We start from the raw sequence: 17513 nt of genomic DNA, 5'->3' as shown, positions 1-17513 counted from the left end.
ATTGTTAGTCCTCCTCTTCTAATGCCACTGCGATATATGAGTAGTTTGAGTCTGAAGTATTCGAATCTTGAGTCTCTTTCTTAGAACTAACCAGTACAGACAGGTTCTTTGCCGTGCGCTCCATTAAAATATCCCGTAGTGTAAGTCTGACGCCGAGAGCCTGATCTATCGCGTTCACCAGTCTGGTCGCCTTGAGGGAATGCCCCCCTAGTTCAAAAAAGTTATCTTCTATGCTGACCTGCTCCACGCCTAATATAGTACTAATTGCATCGACGATCACTGTCTCTGTTGGATTGCTAGGTGCAATGTAGACCCTGCTAGCTTTAAAATCAGGCTTAGGTAACGCTTTTTGATCCAGCTTACCGTTTGGTGTTAGAGGTAAACTATCCAGCTGTTCTAAATGCGATGGCACCATATACGATGGCAGTTCCTCTTCTAAGCGTTTTCTTACTTGTGACAAATCCAGCTGATCATCACTCACAAGATAACCACATAGAAACTTTTCATCGTTATCCTTCCATATCGTAACAACCGCATTCTGAACACCAGGACAGGATCGCAAATGGGCTACAATCTCTTCCAGTTCAATTCGGAAACCACGAATTTTGACCTGCTGATCCATCCTTCCAAGATATTCAATGTTACCATCTTCCCGCCAGCGCCCAAGGTCACCTGTATGGTATAAACGCTGTCCCGAAAGCATTGGATGAAACCTGAAGCGTTCTGTGGTTAGTTTTTCTAGGTTCAGGTAACCTCTTGCAAGGCCATCCCCCCCTATGCAAATTTCTCCTGGTACACCTATACCGCATAGCCCTTCGTTTTCAAGAATATATATCTGAGTATTGGAAATCGGCTTACCGATCGGGATTGGCATCGTCATATCCTGACCGATATCAAAGGTAACTGCAAATGTTGTACTTTCCGTCGGTCCATACCCGTTAACGATCCGAATGCGAGAGTTCGCCTCTCTTAAATGCTGAATATGTTGGAATGATACCTGTTCCCCTCCAATGATCAATTGAGAGACAGGCTCAAACACATCCACTTGCTCAGCAACGATATAATTAAACAAGGAAACCGTTAGCCACATCGTATTAATTTGATAGTGAGTAACAGCCTGTTTTAGGCTTGCTGGATCAGTCAATACTTCCTCATCAACCAAGTACAGACAACCCCCATTAAGCAGGGCTCCCCATATCTCAAAAGTCGAGGCATCAAACGATAAAGAACCGGTTTGCAGGATTCGGGCATCGGTAAAATCAGCATAGTTCGTCTCTTTTACCAGTCGGTTAATGCTTCGGTGCTCTACCATGACCCCTTTCGGTTCACCTGTCGTTCCTGATGTGTACATCAGATAAGCAACGTCATCAGCATGAACAGGCCAGTCTACACCTGTACCCTCTTCCACGACTTGTCCCACAGTCTCAGCCGGAAAGGCGACTTCTTCCCGCGCTCCTTCGGATGCCAGCATGGACAAGATCATAACTTCAATGGTTTTAAGTGCTTCTGGCATCTGTACACCGATCAGGACTACTTTGGCCCGGCTATCCTTCAGCATGTAAGCTATTCGCTGATCCGGAAATTTGGGATCAATCGGCATGTACGCTGCTCCGACCTTCAAAATCGCCAAAATTCCCGTGATCGTATGTGTATTCCGCTCTGCCATGATACCAACGTAATCTCCGCGCTTTACACCTGCTCGCCGTAACTGCTCTGCCAGCCGACTGGAACGTTGCTCCAGTTCATGGTACGTCAACTGCTCTTCGCCTGATACGACAGCTAGCTGATCAGGGGTCGATGCAGCCTGAGAATAGAATAGATCCACCACGCTTCGGTCAGACGGATAAGCCCTATCCGTTGCATTAAATCGTTGTATGATGAATTTATTTTCCTTTTCTGACAGCATTGGAAAATGAGTCAACTCTTCTTCTGGCTGAGACAATACTGCCTTTAGCATTACATCGTAATGATTTGCCATTCTTGCTATTGTTTCTTTCACGAACAGATCAGTGCAATATTCCCAATGGAGATTGTAGCCGATATCCGTTTCGGCCATGCTGACAGTCAAATCGAATGTAGCAGACAAACTGTCCAACTTAACAGGTAACAACCGGGTCCCTTTCACGCTCAGCTCCGACTGCTTTTCGTTAAATACAAACACAACATCAAAGATCGGGTTGCGCGATGGATCTCGCTCCGTAGACACGTTATCTGCCAACTGATCAAACGGATATTCCTGGTTCTCCCCTGCAGCAAGAAGCTTTTCCTGGACATGCTTCAGTAGCATGACAAAAGTATATTCAGGCTGTATTTCTCCTTTGATAGGTAAGGTGTTAACAAACATACCCAACATATCCTCTGTTTCTGGATGTACTCTTCCTGACACCGGACTTCCTACCACTACAGTATTTTGTCTGCTGTACCTATGCAGGATGAGCATGAATACAGACATCAAGACTGCATATTTGGTCGTACCGTGATGACGGGCGAGACCTTTAATGAGATTGCTTGTTTCTTTATCCAATGGAAAATCAATGCTATCGCCATTGTGACTTTGTTGACGCGGTCGAGGAAAGTCGGTTTGCAGATCCAGAACAGGACAATCTTCAGCAAACTCGTTCAGCCAGTATTGTTCCTGTCTATGCAAATCACGGCGTAGTTCCCACACAGCATAATCTTTATATTGAAGTTTGAGCTCAGGCAGAGTATCCCCATTATAAAGATGCAGCAGGTCATTTATGAATGTATGCTTAGAACCTTCGTCGAAAATAATATGATGAATATCGATCATCAGCAAACTTTCTTGCTCCGACATTTCATGTACCCCGACTCTCCACAGTGGAGCTTCACTCAGATTAAAAGGCTGAACAAATTGCGTTAATAATTCTGGTACAGATTTATGGTTTGTGTCGCTATGCCATAACTCCCAATCTACGTGATTAGCGATGGTTTGACGGACATCCCCATCTTGTATAGAGAAAGATGTTCTCATTAGTTCGTATCGCTCGCATAACCTCGCCAATGCTGTTTTCAGTCGATGCAAATCCAGTTTGTTTGCTCTGAAGATCATAGGAATGTTATACGTAACGTTACTTCCCTGCATTTCATGAATCATATAAATTCTTTGCTGGGCTGCACTGACGGGGTACCATTCTCTCTCTACCAGAAATTCAATCGGATCGTATACATCTGAATGTTTCACTGCCGAGAATAACCCTGCAATATTTCTAACAGTTCTGGCCATTAAAATCTCACGTATCGCTAATCGTTGACCTAAACTTTTATTTAGCTTGTTGATTAATCGCATAGCACGAAGTGAGTGGCCACCCAGATCAAAGAAACTATCATCCAGGCTGACTTTGTTGATTCCTAAAACCTCCATGAAAGCCTGCTGAACAGCACTTTCTGTCTCATTCAGGAACTCGTCTACCGGATTTGAATCCTCCAGATAAGGTATAGGCAAAGCACGTTTATCTAGTTTGCCATTTGACGTTAACGGGAGTTGCGAAATCACTTTGATAAACGAAGGCACCATATACGAAGGCAGCATTTTACTTATCTCCTCACGAATATAGGTAGGTCCTTCAATTTCTTCACCCACAACATATCCGGCAAGAAAAAGTTCATCATTTACTTTGACCTGTACACAAGCTGCATCCAGGACATTTTTAATTTCTCTCAGCTTACTCTCTACCTCGCTGACTTCGATGCGGAATCCCCTGATTTTAACCTGTTCACCGATCCTGCCTAAGAATTCGATATTGCCATCTTCGGTCCAACGTGCCAAATCACCCGATCTATACATTCGTCCATCTTCATGAAAGGGGTCCTTCACAAATTTCTCTTCCGTGAGCTCCGGCAAATTCATGTACCCTCTGGCCACACCTGCCCCTGCAATGCAAAGCTCACCTGGAATACCTACTCCGCATAGCTGCAAATCGTTCATGATATATATATGGGTATTAAAAATAGGTTTACCGATGGAAGCCAGCGCGCTGTTACCCCTTTTGAATGAATAGGAAGTTGCTGTAACCGTTGCTTCCGTAGGACCATAGAGATTGCTTAGACGATCCATTGCTCCTTCCGTTATTTCATCAAATTTTTGAAGCAGCTCAGAAGTCACAGGCTCAGCCGCCAAATATATTTGTTTTACCGCTCGAAGTTTATCCGTTTTATTCTGTTCTTCTGCGTATTCCATAGCGATCCGTAACATAGAAGGAATTAGTGCTATGTGACTACCCGGCATGATTTCAAGCAGTTGTTCAGGATCCTGATGCTGGGAATCGTCGATAATCTTTAGTTTGCTTCCTGCAATCAGACAAGGAAATATCTCCCATACAGATCCATCAAATACGTGCGTCGTTTTTTGGATAACCATACTATGCTCGTCATAATTTCCTACTGTCATCTGCCATACAGCTTGGTTAACCACATGAAGGTGCTCAATCATAACGCCTTTGGGTTTACCCGTTGTTCCCGAAGTATAAATGACATACGCCAAGTGATCCGGCTTCGACACAGATGGTAGATTTTTCTCTACCTTGTTCCGATATTTTTCAAGTTGAATGACATGCGTGTTCTTTAGAATCTCCGCTACTTTTTCACTCCCTTGACCTGTTACAACACATGTAACCGAACTATCCTGAAGCATATATTTGATGCGTTCAACTGGATAATTAGGATCGATAGGTAGGTAAGCTCCTCCTGCTTTCAGAATGCCAAGCATTCCGACGATCATGTCTGTGCATCGCTCCAGCGCAAGCCCAACAATCTGATCGGGAACCACACCTAGAGTTCGTAATTGTTTGGCTACCGCATTGGCTCTTTTATTCAAATCGGTATACGTAAGAAAATCTGATCCATATTCAACAGCAATTTGGTTTGGAGACTTTTCAACTCGATCTTCAAATAAGGAATTTAATGTATTCCCCGTGGGTAAGGCAAACTCATTGTCATTAAAAGTTTTAAGTACGGTTTCCTTTTCTTTTGCACTTAACCAATTCATTGAGGATAATGGCAGATCTGGGTTCTGCAGACATTGCTTTATTATGCTTTCAAAATGAGTAGCCATATGGGAAATAGATGATTGCTTAAAAATATCTTGGCAATATTCCCACTGAAGATCGTACCCGTTGCCTCCTTCCTCAATACTGAGTGTGAGATCAAAAGAAGATGCAACACTCTGTAGAGGGACAAAAGAAGATTTAAATCCACCTAGGGATGCAGGTGCCTGGACATTGTCCTGAAGTACGAACATGACATCAAATATAGGGTGACGTGAAGGATCACGTTCCACACCACTTTTCTCAACCAATTGTTCAAAGGGATACTCTTGATGTTCGTAAGCTTCCAAGCATTTCTCCCGAATCTGCTGCAATAGTTCACGAAAAGTCTGCTTCTCCCTAAACTCCGCTTTGATGGCCAGCGTATTCACAAACATACCCAGCATGTGCTCGGTTTCCGGATGGACCCGGCCTGCTATCGGACTTCCAATGATTACTTCTTCTTGTCTGCTATACCGGTTCAGCAAATACATAAAGCAGCTCATTAACAACATATACGGAGTCGTGTTGCTACGTTTACTCCACTCTTTCACCTGTCGATGTAATTCAGCATTAATATAGGTCGTGATACTGCTACCACGATAACTTTGCTGCATCGGTCTAGGATAATCGGTCTTCAAATTTAAAACTGGAATCTCATCATTAAACTGAGATAGCCAGTAATCTGCCTGTACTTGCAAGTCTCTTGAGTTTTGCCAGAGGCTGTAGTCTTTATATTGTGAATCTAGCGGAGGCAATATCTTGCCGTTATATAACTGTTCAAGATCATGTAATAATAAAGCTTTGGAGCCGTCGTCAAAAATAATGTGATGAATGTCAAATAACAGCAAGGTCACGCCATCTGTTCCATACATCATTCCTGTTCGCATGAGTGGCATTTTGCCCAAATCAAATGGACGGACAAAATTTTGGACCAATTGCGGAAAGTCTTCCATACTGCCATCAAGCATACTGAAAATCGGTTCGGCATCTTGCTCAATAATCTGTCTGAATTCTCCTTCTTCGTAAGCAAAGTGTGTTCGGAGAATTTCATGACGCTGAAGCAACATTTGAAGTACTTTTGCAAAATGTTGTGCATCCAGCTTACCCTTCACTTGCATTGCAAAGGGCACATTATAAGCTAAGCTTTCCGTATCCATTTGCTGAACAACAAACATACGCTTTTGAGCATAACTCATCGGATAAACATCCAAGCGCTCCCTGACCAGTGAGGGAAAAAGATCGGTAGATTCTTGTTTGCAATGAGAAATCACTTGAACCAAATCCTGCACCACTGGGGCATTAAACACATCTTTTATGCTAAGTTTTGAACTCATTCGTTGCTCTACAAGATTCACCAGCCTAGTTGCTCGCAGGGAATCACCACCAAGTTCAAAAAATTGATCCGTCATGCCAACTTCCTGTAGTCCGAGCACTTCTTGCAGAATTTCGGTCAACCGTATTTCTGTCGGATTGGCTGGCGGAACATAATTAGCGGATCTCACGAAATCTGGCTGCGGGAGGGCTCTCTTGTCCAGTTTCCCATTAGAAGTGACAGGTAATTTATCCATTTGGATAAGGTGTGAAGGAATCATGTATTTAGGCAAAAATTCGGCCAAGCTCTGTTTAATGCTATTGATCTCCATTTCCTCTTCAGCAACAAAGTATCCACATAAATAGGGATAGCCTCTGTCTTCTCGTTTGATAACAACCGCGTTACTGATCTTTTCCAGACTGCGTAGTTTGCTTGTAACTTCCGCAAGTTCGATACGATAACCCCTAATTTTGACCTGATCATCAAGTCTACCCAGATATTGGATATTTTCTCCATCCATCCAGCAGGCAAGGTCACCTGTGCGGTAAATTTTCTCACCTGGAAAATATGGATTATCCAGAAAACGTTCAGCCGTTAGATCAGGCTTGTTGATGTATCCTCTGGTTATTCCTGCACCGCCAATGTACAGTTCGCCTGGCATACCAACACCACAGATTCGATCCTCATTCATAATATAGATGGTCGTGTATGAAATCGGATTGCCAATATGTACAGCACTTAACGGTTCATTCAGCGGAACGGCATAAGATGTTGCAAATACCGTTGCTTCTGTAGGCCCGTAACAGTTAACTAGCTGGGTCGTACCTCGTGAACATGAGTAAAATCGCTCTGCCAAAGCAAGTGGAAGAGCTTCTCCGGATAGTACAATTCGTGTTAACGACGATAGTGCAGACCAATCCGCTGCAAGCGTAAATTCTTCTAATACAGAAGGGACGAATGAAGTACGGGTTACCTTACACTTCTTAATGGTTTGCATAATCCGAGAGGGTTCTTTTTCATCTTCCTTGGGTAAAAGTATGACCTTAGCCCCAGCTAAAGGAGCAACAAACAATTCCCATATCGATAAATCAAAAGCATAGGTCGTTTTCGCCAAAACAATGTCATATTGTGTAAATTTATCTCGAAGCATCCATTGAGTAAAATTCACCAGGTTTCGATTTTCAACCATTACCCCTTTGGGAAGCCCAGTCGTACCAGAAGTATAAATAACGTAGGCCAAGCTCTCAGGCTTGCTTATCCGTTCAAGATTGTTCTCAACTCCTTCATCACCGACAGAGAGCGTTAAAATCGCATGAGAAGTTATTGATCGAATGCGGTCAATGTAAGCATCCTCGGCTACTATGACCATAGATCCACTATTTTCCAGTAGATAATGTATGCGCTGATCCGGCAATTCTGGATCTATCGGCATATATGCTGCTCCTGATTTCAGAATTCCATAGATCCCCACCATCATTGAAATGGAACGTTCTGTAATAATTCCAATGATGTGATCCGGTTTAGCTCCCATCTCTCTCAACTTTTGCCCCACGCGATTGGCTCTTCCATTGAAGTCTTTGTAACTAATCTTCTCCCCTTTGTATTCAAAAGCAATATAATCAGGGTTCTGGTCCACCTGTGCCTCAAACAGCTCAATAAATGTCGAATTCTGATCGTATGGAGTTTTGCTTTTATTAAAGCTAGTCACCATTTCCTGCTTTTCATTATCGCTAATGAGTTCTATGTCTCGTAGTAAAAGAGTCGTACCGTTAATCATTTGTTCGGTGATGGTTAGTAATCGGGTATGCATTTTCTTGATCATATGATGAGTTATGTGCTCAGAGTACGTTTGGTATGTGACTAAAAACCGTTCTTGTTCTTCCGTAATTCCCATCGTTATAGTATTCCTGCAATCGGAACGATTCGAAATCATATGGTCTAGATTCATCGTAATGGTCATTCCAAATGTACAATGCTGCTGCCACGATGGGTCATTCAACCGTTGTTTCAAAAAATCATCAACCAGCAGTTGTTGGTCCATTTGGACCTGTAGAGAACTTGATTCCCCATCGGAAGTGTTCACTTCAATAAATGATGTATCACTTCCAGAAATAAGACTCTCATAATAACCACAAACAGAAGCCAGTAAAAATGGTGCATTCACTCCATAATCTGAGATAAATTTCCGAATTGACCGCCCCAGTGACTTGTCCATTCCCATCTTGTATTCCTGACTCATGTCAATCATGTTAACCTCCAATTAATTGTAATTAAATTGAAATAAATATAAAAAAATAAAGAAAAACAAAAAAATCTCTTTTTATGATAAATATGGATCTAAAGAACCATATTCTTCACTAAAAGAGAATATCCTTCACCGTTTTTAGCGTTCGACAAACAATCTGAAAGTTAGACAAAAATAAGCCATTAATTTGACAAAATTGGCTGCCTCAATTCATTGGTAATGGACTGACTGACTTCCCAAGCCATACGCTTGGCTTCCTGATTAATAAAGAAGTGACTCGGCCCCATTCGATGATACATACAGAATTTTGAACAAAGGGGTGACCAATCAAAAATTTGTCTCTGTTTATTCTCCTCATCAGAATAAAGTACAGTGATATTAGCATCGATCCCCTGCCTACCTTGCACGTACGAATATTCGGTGTAGAGGTCAAGATCTTTAAGATATTTAGGTACGATCCACTCCAGCAAGGTCTGTTGTTCTGTGATAGGAAGATTTACTCCCATACTAGATAAGTTTGCTTTCACCCTCTTTTCCACATCTGTACGAGTTAAACGCTTCGCTGTATGTTGACTTGGAGGAACATGAGCTGCAAAGAACATGTGAATCGGTTTTCTGTTGTACTTTTGTAAAATCTCATAATAAAGTTCGTATGCTACAAGGCTTCCCATGCTATAACCCATAATAGCAAAAGGCTTCTCGTCCCATAACTCCTGCACTTGAACCGCCAATTCCTGAACCATATGTTGAAAGCTTGAGTGTTTATTCTTCTGCCCCAGCTCGGAATATTCAATGGGTATCATTTCAATCCATTCAGGAAGATTAGAGGCAAATTCATGATACATGGATGAACTTCCACCAGCATAAGGCAAACAAAATAATTGCATTCGCTTCATTTTTGTTATTTCTCCTTTTTGGTAACAGCTGTCTGATCAAACCTGCGAAGTTACTGTATCTTGAGTTGTGGAGCCTTCACTTGATGAGCTCAACAGCTTTTTCATGAATAGTGATATAATTATGGTGATAATACCAATCAAGATAACGAGAAGGTACATATTATTAGTAAATTTATCAATCAATGTTCCTGTTACTACTTGACCAATAGGGACGGCACATGTCGATATAGCAAACATTATAGCCATCACTTTGCCCAACAAAGCATTAGGCGTCTTTTTCTGCAGGAGTGTAGTAAAAAAAATGTTAACAAGAGTAATGACAAACATAATCAGCATGGCACAGAGAGAAAACACGAGATATGCAATAATGGGTTGTTGATCACCGTCCAGCCAGGAAGGGTAAATAGCCAAAGCCATAGGTAAAAATATAATTCCGCTGCCTAAAAAGCATAAATATAAGTTGTTAATTCTTATTTTCCCTGCAATAAGGCCTATGACCGCAGCGGCAACGATCATACTCAATGATATTCCTCCTTGGGTATACCCGAAGTATTGATCTTCCATATGCAGTAGCACTTTAATAACATAAGGAATACCTACTAAAAAAAGAGGAGTAATAAACAAATTAATGGAAGCGGCGATCAAAATAATTTTAAGTAAGAAGGGGTTCTCTTTATGAATGTAGCGAAACCCTATTGCTAGATCCGATCCAATCGTTTTGAGCATTCCCTGAACTCTGGCCTCTTTGAAGAAAGGAATCCGGATAAAAAGCTCAATGATTGCAGCAATCAAAAAACTGGCACACGTAACAGCAACGATAAATTCAATCCCTGCAAATCCGTAAATCAGTCCGCCGAGCACAGGACCTGCAAAGTTTGTAATAGCTCCAATGCCCGATACTGCACCGTTAGCCTTCATTAATTTATCCCCTTCAATCAACAAAGGTATGCTCGCTTGCACAGTAGGGTGATAGAAGGTGCTGACGAGAGCTAATATGGTCATAACTGCTCCAATGATAATAACCATGTCACCTGATCCTGCATAAAGAAATGCAAGCAATCCACCCGTTACTACAAAACTGATGAAGTCAAAGGACACAATTAGATGTTTTCGATTCACCCGATCCGCGATCGCTCCGCCAATGGGGGACAGAAGTATGGTAGGTAACGTTGAAACAGCAAGCAACACAGCAAACGTCTCTGCAGAGCCTGTAAAATCAAGAATATACAATGACAGTGCAAAACGCAGGATAGCACTTCCAAATAAGGTAATGATCTGTCCTATCAGAATCAGGTTGAAATTTCGATTAAAACCTAATAAGATATGAACTCCCCCTTTATTGCAGGATTAAAGCTATTTGAATTGATAATTAATCACTGCACTGACAAGTGCACAGCAACCGAACAAAATGAACCACCAAGCCCATTTATTCCTGACACGCCTGCGTTTGCTATTTAATACACCATAGACTCCTATGATTAGTACAATAGAGGAAAAGGTTATGCCTACAATCCAGCCTGCCATGTGCATGCCTCCTTCATTTTCATGGGATTCATTCAATTACCTTCTCTTTAAATGAAAGGAACCCCCACGAATATCAATTTGAAATTGTCTTTTTCCATTTTTGTATGAGAATCGTTTACGTTCACCCTGTTTAGGAGTCAATTCAAAATCACTTTTTAATGTGCCTGATCTTTCGTTCAGTTGCACTTCAAAGCCTTCTTGATCTGGAATGCATACCACGGCCTTCATTCCAGTGGAAATAGAATGGAAACTATTTGGAGTTTGAAGACAATCCATATGAAGCCCCCTCCCCGTAGTCTTCGATTCCACATGTTGAAATTCTCCTGTAATCTCAATCTTGGATGAACTCGAGTGGAGAGTGAATCTATTTGCTTTTACATTATTTGCGTAGAAATCTGAGGCGGTTGCGTATACCTCAAGCTTTTCCATGTTTCCGGACAACGTTAAACTTCCTGATGTGACTTTACATTGACAGCGATTAGCTTGAATTCCATTCATCGCAAGCTGACCACCTGTTGTTTTCACTAGAATAGAATTTAAAACACGACGAGGGACGTGCAGCTCTAAAGCGGTCCGGCCGATATTAAATCCAATGAAACCTGTTTTTTTCCGTCCATCTATAATACTTAATTTATTGCCGTTAATACTTGGCTGCATTAACTTTCGCTCGGCATAACGCTGATCGGCATACTGCATGACGTGAATCAATTCATCTTCACCCAAAAGTACATGAATATCGCCTGACAACCAATCCAAATCAATGTCATCTATGGGTTGATCCACATCTATCGTTTTGCAGAGGCTAAGTTCACTGCTTTTCAACACTTTTCTTCTCCCCTTTCTTTGGCTTATCACCCCAAGATCATTCTGTCTCCATCGTATGGATGCGATTCATCAATTCCATGACGATAAACACCCCCAGCGCAATCATTATTAATGCTAGGAAAAACAGAAGAAGCTGATTTTGGGCACTACCAATCACGAGATTCCCAATAAGTGCACATAGAAGCAAAGCAGATACGATAGCAGACGGCACAGATTTGCGAACGAATCCGATACGCATGGCGGCTAGACTGCAAACACTCGCACTAATGGAGAGAATGACAATCGTTAATATCATCGATAACACCAGATTTAACGACATTTTGTCATTTACAATAGGAGCTACAGATTCTGTCATGGTAAAAATGAATAACGCCAGCAAGTTCCCTCCGATCATTGCAATCGTTGAGAAGCTTGAAACGAGGATCACTTTGGCCAGCAACATCTTTTTCCGGTTTACAGGATACGTAAACAACAACGTCAAACGATTTCCAGAATACTCTTCGATCACTATTCGGGAATACATGACTGAAGCTAATACAGAAAAACAAATCATGCTAATAATTGATGTAAACAAGAGAATGTTGGGGTACGTTTGAAAGTCTGCCTCTTTCTCAACCTGGGCCACGTAAGCAATAAAATAAACAAAAGCGATTAAACCCAAGGTCACCGCTGCACTTGCTTTTGCGTACACGTTCATTCTGTGCCTTTTCAGCTCCAGACGAATAAGTTTATGCAATTTCTGTCCCTCCACTCGTCACTTCAAAAAAGTATTCCTCCAATCCATTTGGAAACTTTGCACGGATTTCAGTCATATGCATCTCACGGATAATTGAACCATTCACAATGATTCCAATAATATCAGCCACTTGTTCCAGTTCTGAAATAATGTGACTGGAGATCAAGATAGACATACCGTATTCGTTGACAAAACGTTTAAACAATGCTCTCATTTCCCGAATAGCCAAGGGATCTAGTCCGTTAATCGGCTCATCCAGTATCAAGAGCTTAGGTTTGTGAATAACTGCTCTGGCAATAGCAAGACGCTGGCGCATTCCTAACGAAAACGTAGAAACCGCTTGACTACCAGTCTGTTCCAGCCCTACCATTTCCAAAAATTCCATCACATTGTTATCATCTTTATCCATATAAGCGAGATGAATCTGCAAATTCTCCTTCGCTGACAAATGTTCAAAAAAAATGGGTACTTCTATCAAACTTCCCACCTGCCCCAGCATCTCATCCCGGTGAGTCGAAACATCCAGCCCAAGTACTTTGGCATGACCGCTGCTCTGCTTAAGTAAACCGGTCAATATTTTCATAACCGTAGTTTTTCCAGCTCCGTTCGGTCCCAAAAAGCCATAGATACTGCCCTCCGGCAAGTGCATCGTACAGTTTCGAATGACTTCCCTCTCTCCAAAGAATCTGGATATACCTTCCATTTCTACAATTAAGCCCTTCCCACTCATCCCACATACCCTCCCGTGCTAGCATGCCGATTCGTAATTCGCTGAATGAGCTGTTCACTAACGATATCTGCTCCCAAGAGCTTCATTATGTGTTGCAAAAACTTAAGCCTTTCCAATGTCTGCTCCTGATCTCTGCCAAAAAGAAGAGGGTTGATCCAGATATTAACGAGCAGCATGAAGATTTCAGCACACTCCAGCGGATATTCGACTGAAATGGACCCATCTTCCTTGCCTTGCTCCATAATATTGGCAATAATTCGTGCGTCTTTTAGAACACCCTTCCTGATTCCACCGAGTACAAACTGCGGATTCTTGATCTGAGTGCTAAGAACCTGATCAATTGAGTTGGACTGGATTCCAGGATCAACAATAATATTTTCCAAAATACTGATGAGCTTCTGTCTGGCATTCGGAGCATGCGTGTTCTGGATGAGTTCCATGAACATGTCTTCTGCCCGCCCGAGCTCCTTCTCCATCACTGCACTAAGGATATCCTCCTTGGACTTGAAATGATGATATATTGCACCTTTGGACATACCTAATTCATCTATAATTTCTTGAATACTGGTCTTTTCATATCCCTTTTCGGTAAACATTTGAGTTGAAACTGTCAGAATCAGGTCCAGCGTCTGCTCAGGGTATTTATTTCTAGCCATAAGTTCCTCCTTATACATACCAACGGTCGGTATCTATAATATAGAGTATGTTGATCTTACTGTCAATATGAGGAATTTCAGAAAAAGAAAAAGGATCTCCGTTGAAATACCTCATGGGTATAAAGGAGACCCTGCATTAATGAGAATTACTCTTCGTTTTGTACTGTAGCTGCATTTCCTTCCTGTGCCACAAACTGTTTTTGAGCTAATTCACGGTATACCGGATGATTGCTAATTAATTCCGTATGAGTTCCTGTTCCGGTAACATATCCATGCTCCAATACAACAATCTGATCGGAATCCACAACTGTGGACAGTCGGTGCGCGATCACGATCGTAGTTCTGCCTTCCATCAGGTTGGACAAAGCCTGTTGTACTTCATACTCGGAGGTACTGTCCAGACTGGATGTCGCTTCATCCAACATGAGAATATCCGGACTGCGCAGTAAAGCACGAGCAATAGCAATCCGCTGACGTTGGCCCCCGGATAACTTGATTCCTCTCTCGCCCACTTCCGTGTCATAGCCCTGTGGCAACTTGTCGATAAAGTCGGCAGAATAGGCCATCTCAGCAGCTCGCCGGATCTCATCCATCGTGGCCTCACGACCTAATCCGTACGTGATGTTGTCTTTGATCGTGCCCGCCATAAGCGGACTTTCCTGAGATACATACCCGATCTTGCTACGCCAGGAGGATAAGGAATACTCCGTTATCGCTTGTCCCCCATACGAAATGTGGCCTGAATCGGGCATATAGAACTGCTCCATCAAGGAGAACAGCGTTGATTTGCCGCTACCGCTTGGACCGACAATCGCCGTCACTTTGCGTGTAGGTACCGTCAGATTGATTCCGTGCAGCACTTCCTCACCTGTGACATAGGAAAAGTGTACATCATGGAATGCAATCGTCTCATTTCCTTTTGGCGCTACCTTGATGCTGTCATGTGGCTCTTCTTCATCAGCAAGAATAGCTTGTATGCGCTCTGTTGCACCTACAACTTTCTGTAAACGGGAGTATAACGTCGTGAATTGTCCCATTGGCATAATGACCTGGAACAACAGTAATATGAACGCGACCAGTTCACCAGGCGACAACAGTCCAGACGCTACGCGCATTCCCCCCACACCCAGAATAACGACCAGTACGGCAGTCATGACAAATGTAAACAAGGGACCGATCAGTGCAAGAATGCGTGCTTCCTGCAAGCCAAAAGCAAACATTTTACGAATCCGGGAATCCCCTGCTTCCACTTCCTGTTTCTCCGTGCCGTAGGCTTTTACCAAGCGAATCTCGCCAATAACCTGACTGAGCACGGACGTAAGACCTGCCATCTCGTCCTGCTGCTTCTTGGAGATCTTGTACATTTTCTTCCCGACCGGCAACAGAATCAACAGCGTAAGTGGCACCAGACTCAGAATAATGAGCGACATCACCCAATCCAAGTAAAATAGTAACGCCACACCACCTACAACAGCGACGATGTTCGACACAAATGAAACCAGATAATCCGCGATCAACGTCATGATCTGGCTTGTATCATTCGTAATCCGGCTCATCGTATCGCCTGTCCGATTGCGATCGAAATACGGCATTCGCAGCGACAATACCTTGTTCCACAGCTTGGTGCGAAGCGTTGCGACCACGCGTTGTCCGGCATAATTTAACATATAAATGCTAATGCCTGAGGCAATCGCCTGAATTACAAATGCCCCCAGCAACAATAAAATCACAGATTTGTTCAGTGCCGAAGTGGTAAGTCCATCAATCAGACCTTTGGTCATCAATGGCACGATCAGTCCGGCTGTTGTTTGAATCAGGGTTAAGATGAGGGCAAGAATCAAAATGAGTTTTGGCGGATTCGTGGAAGCGATAAGCTTGACGAAATCCTTAAATCCCTTTTTTCCTACCTTCGGTTCATTCTGCCCTGCTTGTTGCTGCTCTTCCATTCCCGTTCCTCCCGTTCTCCATCTGCTCACCAGAGATCATACGTATGAACTTACATGACGTTGCCTTTTGTTGTATAACACAGCTTTACAAGATACCATGCAACACGAAATTGGCTAAAAAGAGGATGGAAATGCAATACATGACCACAGGCACCTGTTTACCTTGTCCTGCTGCCAGCTTCGCTAATGGATAGGCAATAAATCCAAACGCCATACCGTCCACGATGCTATATGTAAATGGAATCATTACCATGATCAGAAATGCCGGGAATGCCTCTGTAAAGTCACCAAAATCCATATCCTTCACACCTTGCACCATCAGGCCACCAATAATGATCAAAATGGGAGCAATTGCACTATCCGGAATGTAACCGAGTAGCGGGATGAAGAAGAAAGTAGCTCCGAATAATACGGCTGTAACGAGCGGAGTCAAACCTGTGCGACCGCCTGCCGCAATACCGGCTGTAGTCTCGGCTGCAGCAACTGGAGGACTACTTCCGAATACACCTGCCAGCACGGTGCTAATGGACAGAGCACGCAGACTTCCTTTGAAGCGCTCTGGACGACCAATCATCTGTGTCTGAGCGGTAATTAATCCGATATTTTCGAACACCACAATCAACAGTAGCAAAAATACCGCGATCCAAAACGCGACATCAGCCAGCTTCATCAAAGACAATTCGCCAAACAACCCACCGTATTGACGCAGCGCATCCATCGCTGATACGGATTCACCCGGGCTCACTGCACCAAGTATATAGGCAAGGCCTGTCCCGACCAGAATACTGATCAGAAGTCCACCTTGTACGTTCCGTATAAATAAAATCAAGGCAAGCACCAACGTAACGCAGGCTGTAATGACATTCGGATCATTGAAGTGCCCAATCGCAACAAACGTAGTCTGATGCGCGATAACGATTCCACTTTTTTGCAAACCGATAAATGTCAGAAACAAACCAATCCCGACCGTAATGCCATGCTGCAGATTTTTGGGAATCGCTTCGCTGATCATTTTGTATAGTGACGTAAACGCAACAATGGCAAACAGTATACCTGTGACGGTTACAACGGCCAGAGCTTCTTGCCAGCTTAATTTCATGGAATGTACGAGTGTATACGTGAAAAATGCATTAATCCCCATTCCGGGTACTACGATAATCGGTGATTTTCCGCCAAATGCCATGAGCAAACAGCCTGCAATGGACGTCAACAGGGTTCCAGCCATGGCTGCCTGTAAGGGCATTCCGGCATCGGAAAGAATTGTAGCATTGACCATAACGATATAGACCACGGCAAAATAGGAAATGGCTCCCGCCACAATTTCCTTCTTCCACTGGTCTCCTGGCTCCATGCCAAGACGTCTGGTCATCCATCCGTGTTTCATTTCGTTCTATTCCCCTCTCTGTATATAAGCTGAATAACTGAGTATTTACACTCTATCACTGCGTGGACAGAACAACCTTCCGATCGCTGTTATCCCCAGATTTTTTTGTTTGAATTTTTTAATTGTACAAATCCGGTGATAGCGTATGCTTCCGATGTAGCTTTCTTTCAGAAAGCTTTTAGGTCGAAACGCTTTGCTTCTTCAGGTTTCTTCT

At 42.9% G+C, this 17513-nt stretch carries 10 protein-coding genes; all 10 read right to left on the bottom strand.

Annotated features, from left to right (window positions below; translation table 11 throughout):
- Positions 1-4: 4 nt before the first annotated feature.
- The 10 genes from D829_RS32235 to D829_RS0100140 all read right to left on the bottom strand — a co-directional run bounded on the left by D829_RS32235 (position 5) and on the right by D829_RS0100140 (position 17299).
- A complete protein-coding gene (locus D829_RS32235; RefSeq protein ID WP_017686801.1) occupies positions 5-8605 on the bottom strand; it encodes a non-ribosomal peptide synthetase in 8601 nt (2866 codons plus the stop codon).
- A 179-nt stretch (positions 8606-8784) separates the two neighbouring features.
- A complete protein-coding gene (locus D829_RS0100180) occupies positions 8785-9498 on the bottom strand; it encodes a thioesterase domain-containing protein (RefSeq protein WP_017686800.1) in 714 nt (237 codons plus the stop codon).
- A gap of 36 nt (positions 9499-9534) precedes the next feature.
- On the bottom strand, positions 9535-10788 hold the full coding sequence (locus D829_RS0100175) for an MFS transporter (RefSeq protein WP_081594906.1): 1254 nt from the start codon (positions 10786-10788) through the stop codon (positions 9535-9537).
- Between the two features lie 63 nt (positions 10789-10851).
- Positions 10852-11022, bottom strand: coding sequence for a hypothetical protein (locus D829_RS33275; protein ID WP_017686798.1), 171 nt, complete (start codon positions 11020-11022; stop codon positions 10852-10854).
- 36 nt (positions 11023-11058) lie between these two features.
- Positions 11059-11844 (bottom strand): DUF4097 family beta strand repeat-containing protein, encoded by a 786-nt coding sequence (locus tag D829_RS0100165; RefSeq protein ID WP_193748435.1) that lies wholly within the window; start codon positions 11842-11844, stop codon positions 11059-11061.
- A 40-nt stretch (positions 11845-11884) separates the two neighbouring features.
- Positions 11885-12583 carry an ABC transporter permease gene (locus D829_RS0100160; RefSeq protein ID WP_017686796.1) on the bottom strand — a complete coding sequence of 233 codons (699 nt, stop codon included), beginning with the start codon at positions 12581-12583 and terminating at the stop codon, positions 11885-11887.
- A complete protein-coding gene (locus D829_RS0100155) occupies positions 12576-13313 on the bottom strand; it encodes an ATP-binding cassette domain-containing protein (protein WP_017686795.1) in 738 nt (245 codons plus the stop codon). Before D829_RS0100155 ends, D829_RS0100160 begins: the two co-directional genes overlap by 8 nt.
- Positions 13310-13969 (bottom strand): TetR/AcrR family transcriptional regulator, encoded by a 660-nt coding sequence (locus tag D829_RS0100150; protein ID WP_017686794.1) that lies wholly within the window; start codon positions 13967-13969, stop codon positions 13310-13312. Before D829_RS0100150 ends, D829_RS0100155 begins: the two co-directional genes overlap by 4 nt.
- A 146-nt stretch (positions 13970-14115) precedes the next feature.
- Positions 14116-15915 (bottom strand): ABC transporter ATP-binding protein, encoded by a 1800-nt coding sequence (locus D829_RS0100145; RefSeq protein ID WP_017686793.1) that lies wholly within the window; start codon positions 15913-15915, stop codon positions 14116-14118.
- A gap of 85 nt (positions 15916-16000) precedes the next feature.
- Positions 16001-17299, bottom strand: coding sequence for an NCS2 family permease (locus tag D829_RS0100140; RefSeq protein WP_017686792.1), 1299 nt, complete (start codon positions 17297-17299; stop codon positions 16001-16003).
- Positions 17300-17513: the final 214 nt, after the last annotated feature.

The sequence above is a fragment of the Paenibacillus sp. PAMC 26794 genome, assembly GCF_000316035.1.
In the GTDB taxonomy this organism is placed as follows: Bacteria; Bacillota; Bacilli; order Paenibacillales; family Paenibacillaceae; genus Paenibacillus.
The sequence above is the reverse complement of the archived record's forward strand: the minus strand, read 5'-3'. Positions and strand labels throughout refer to the sequence as shown.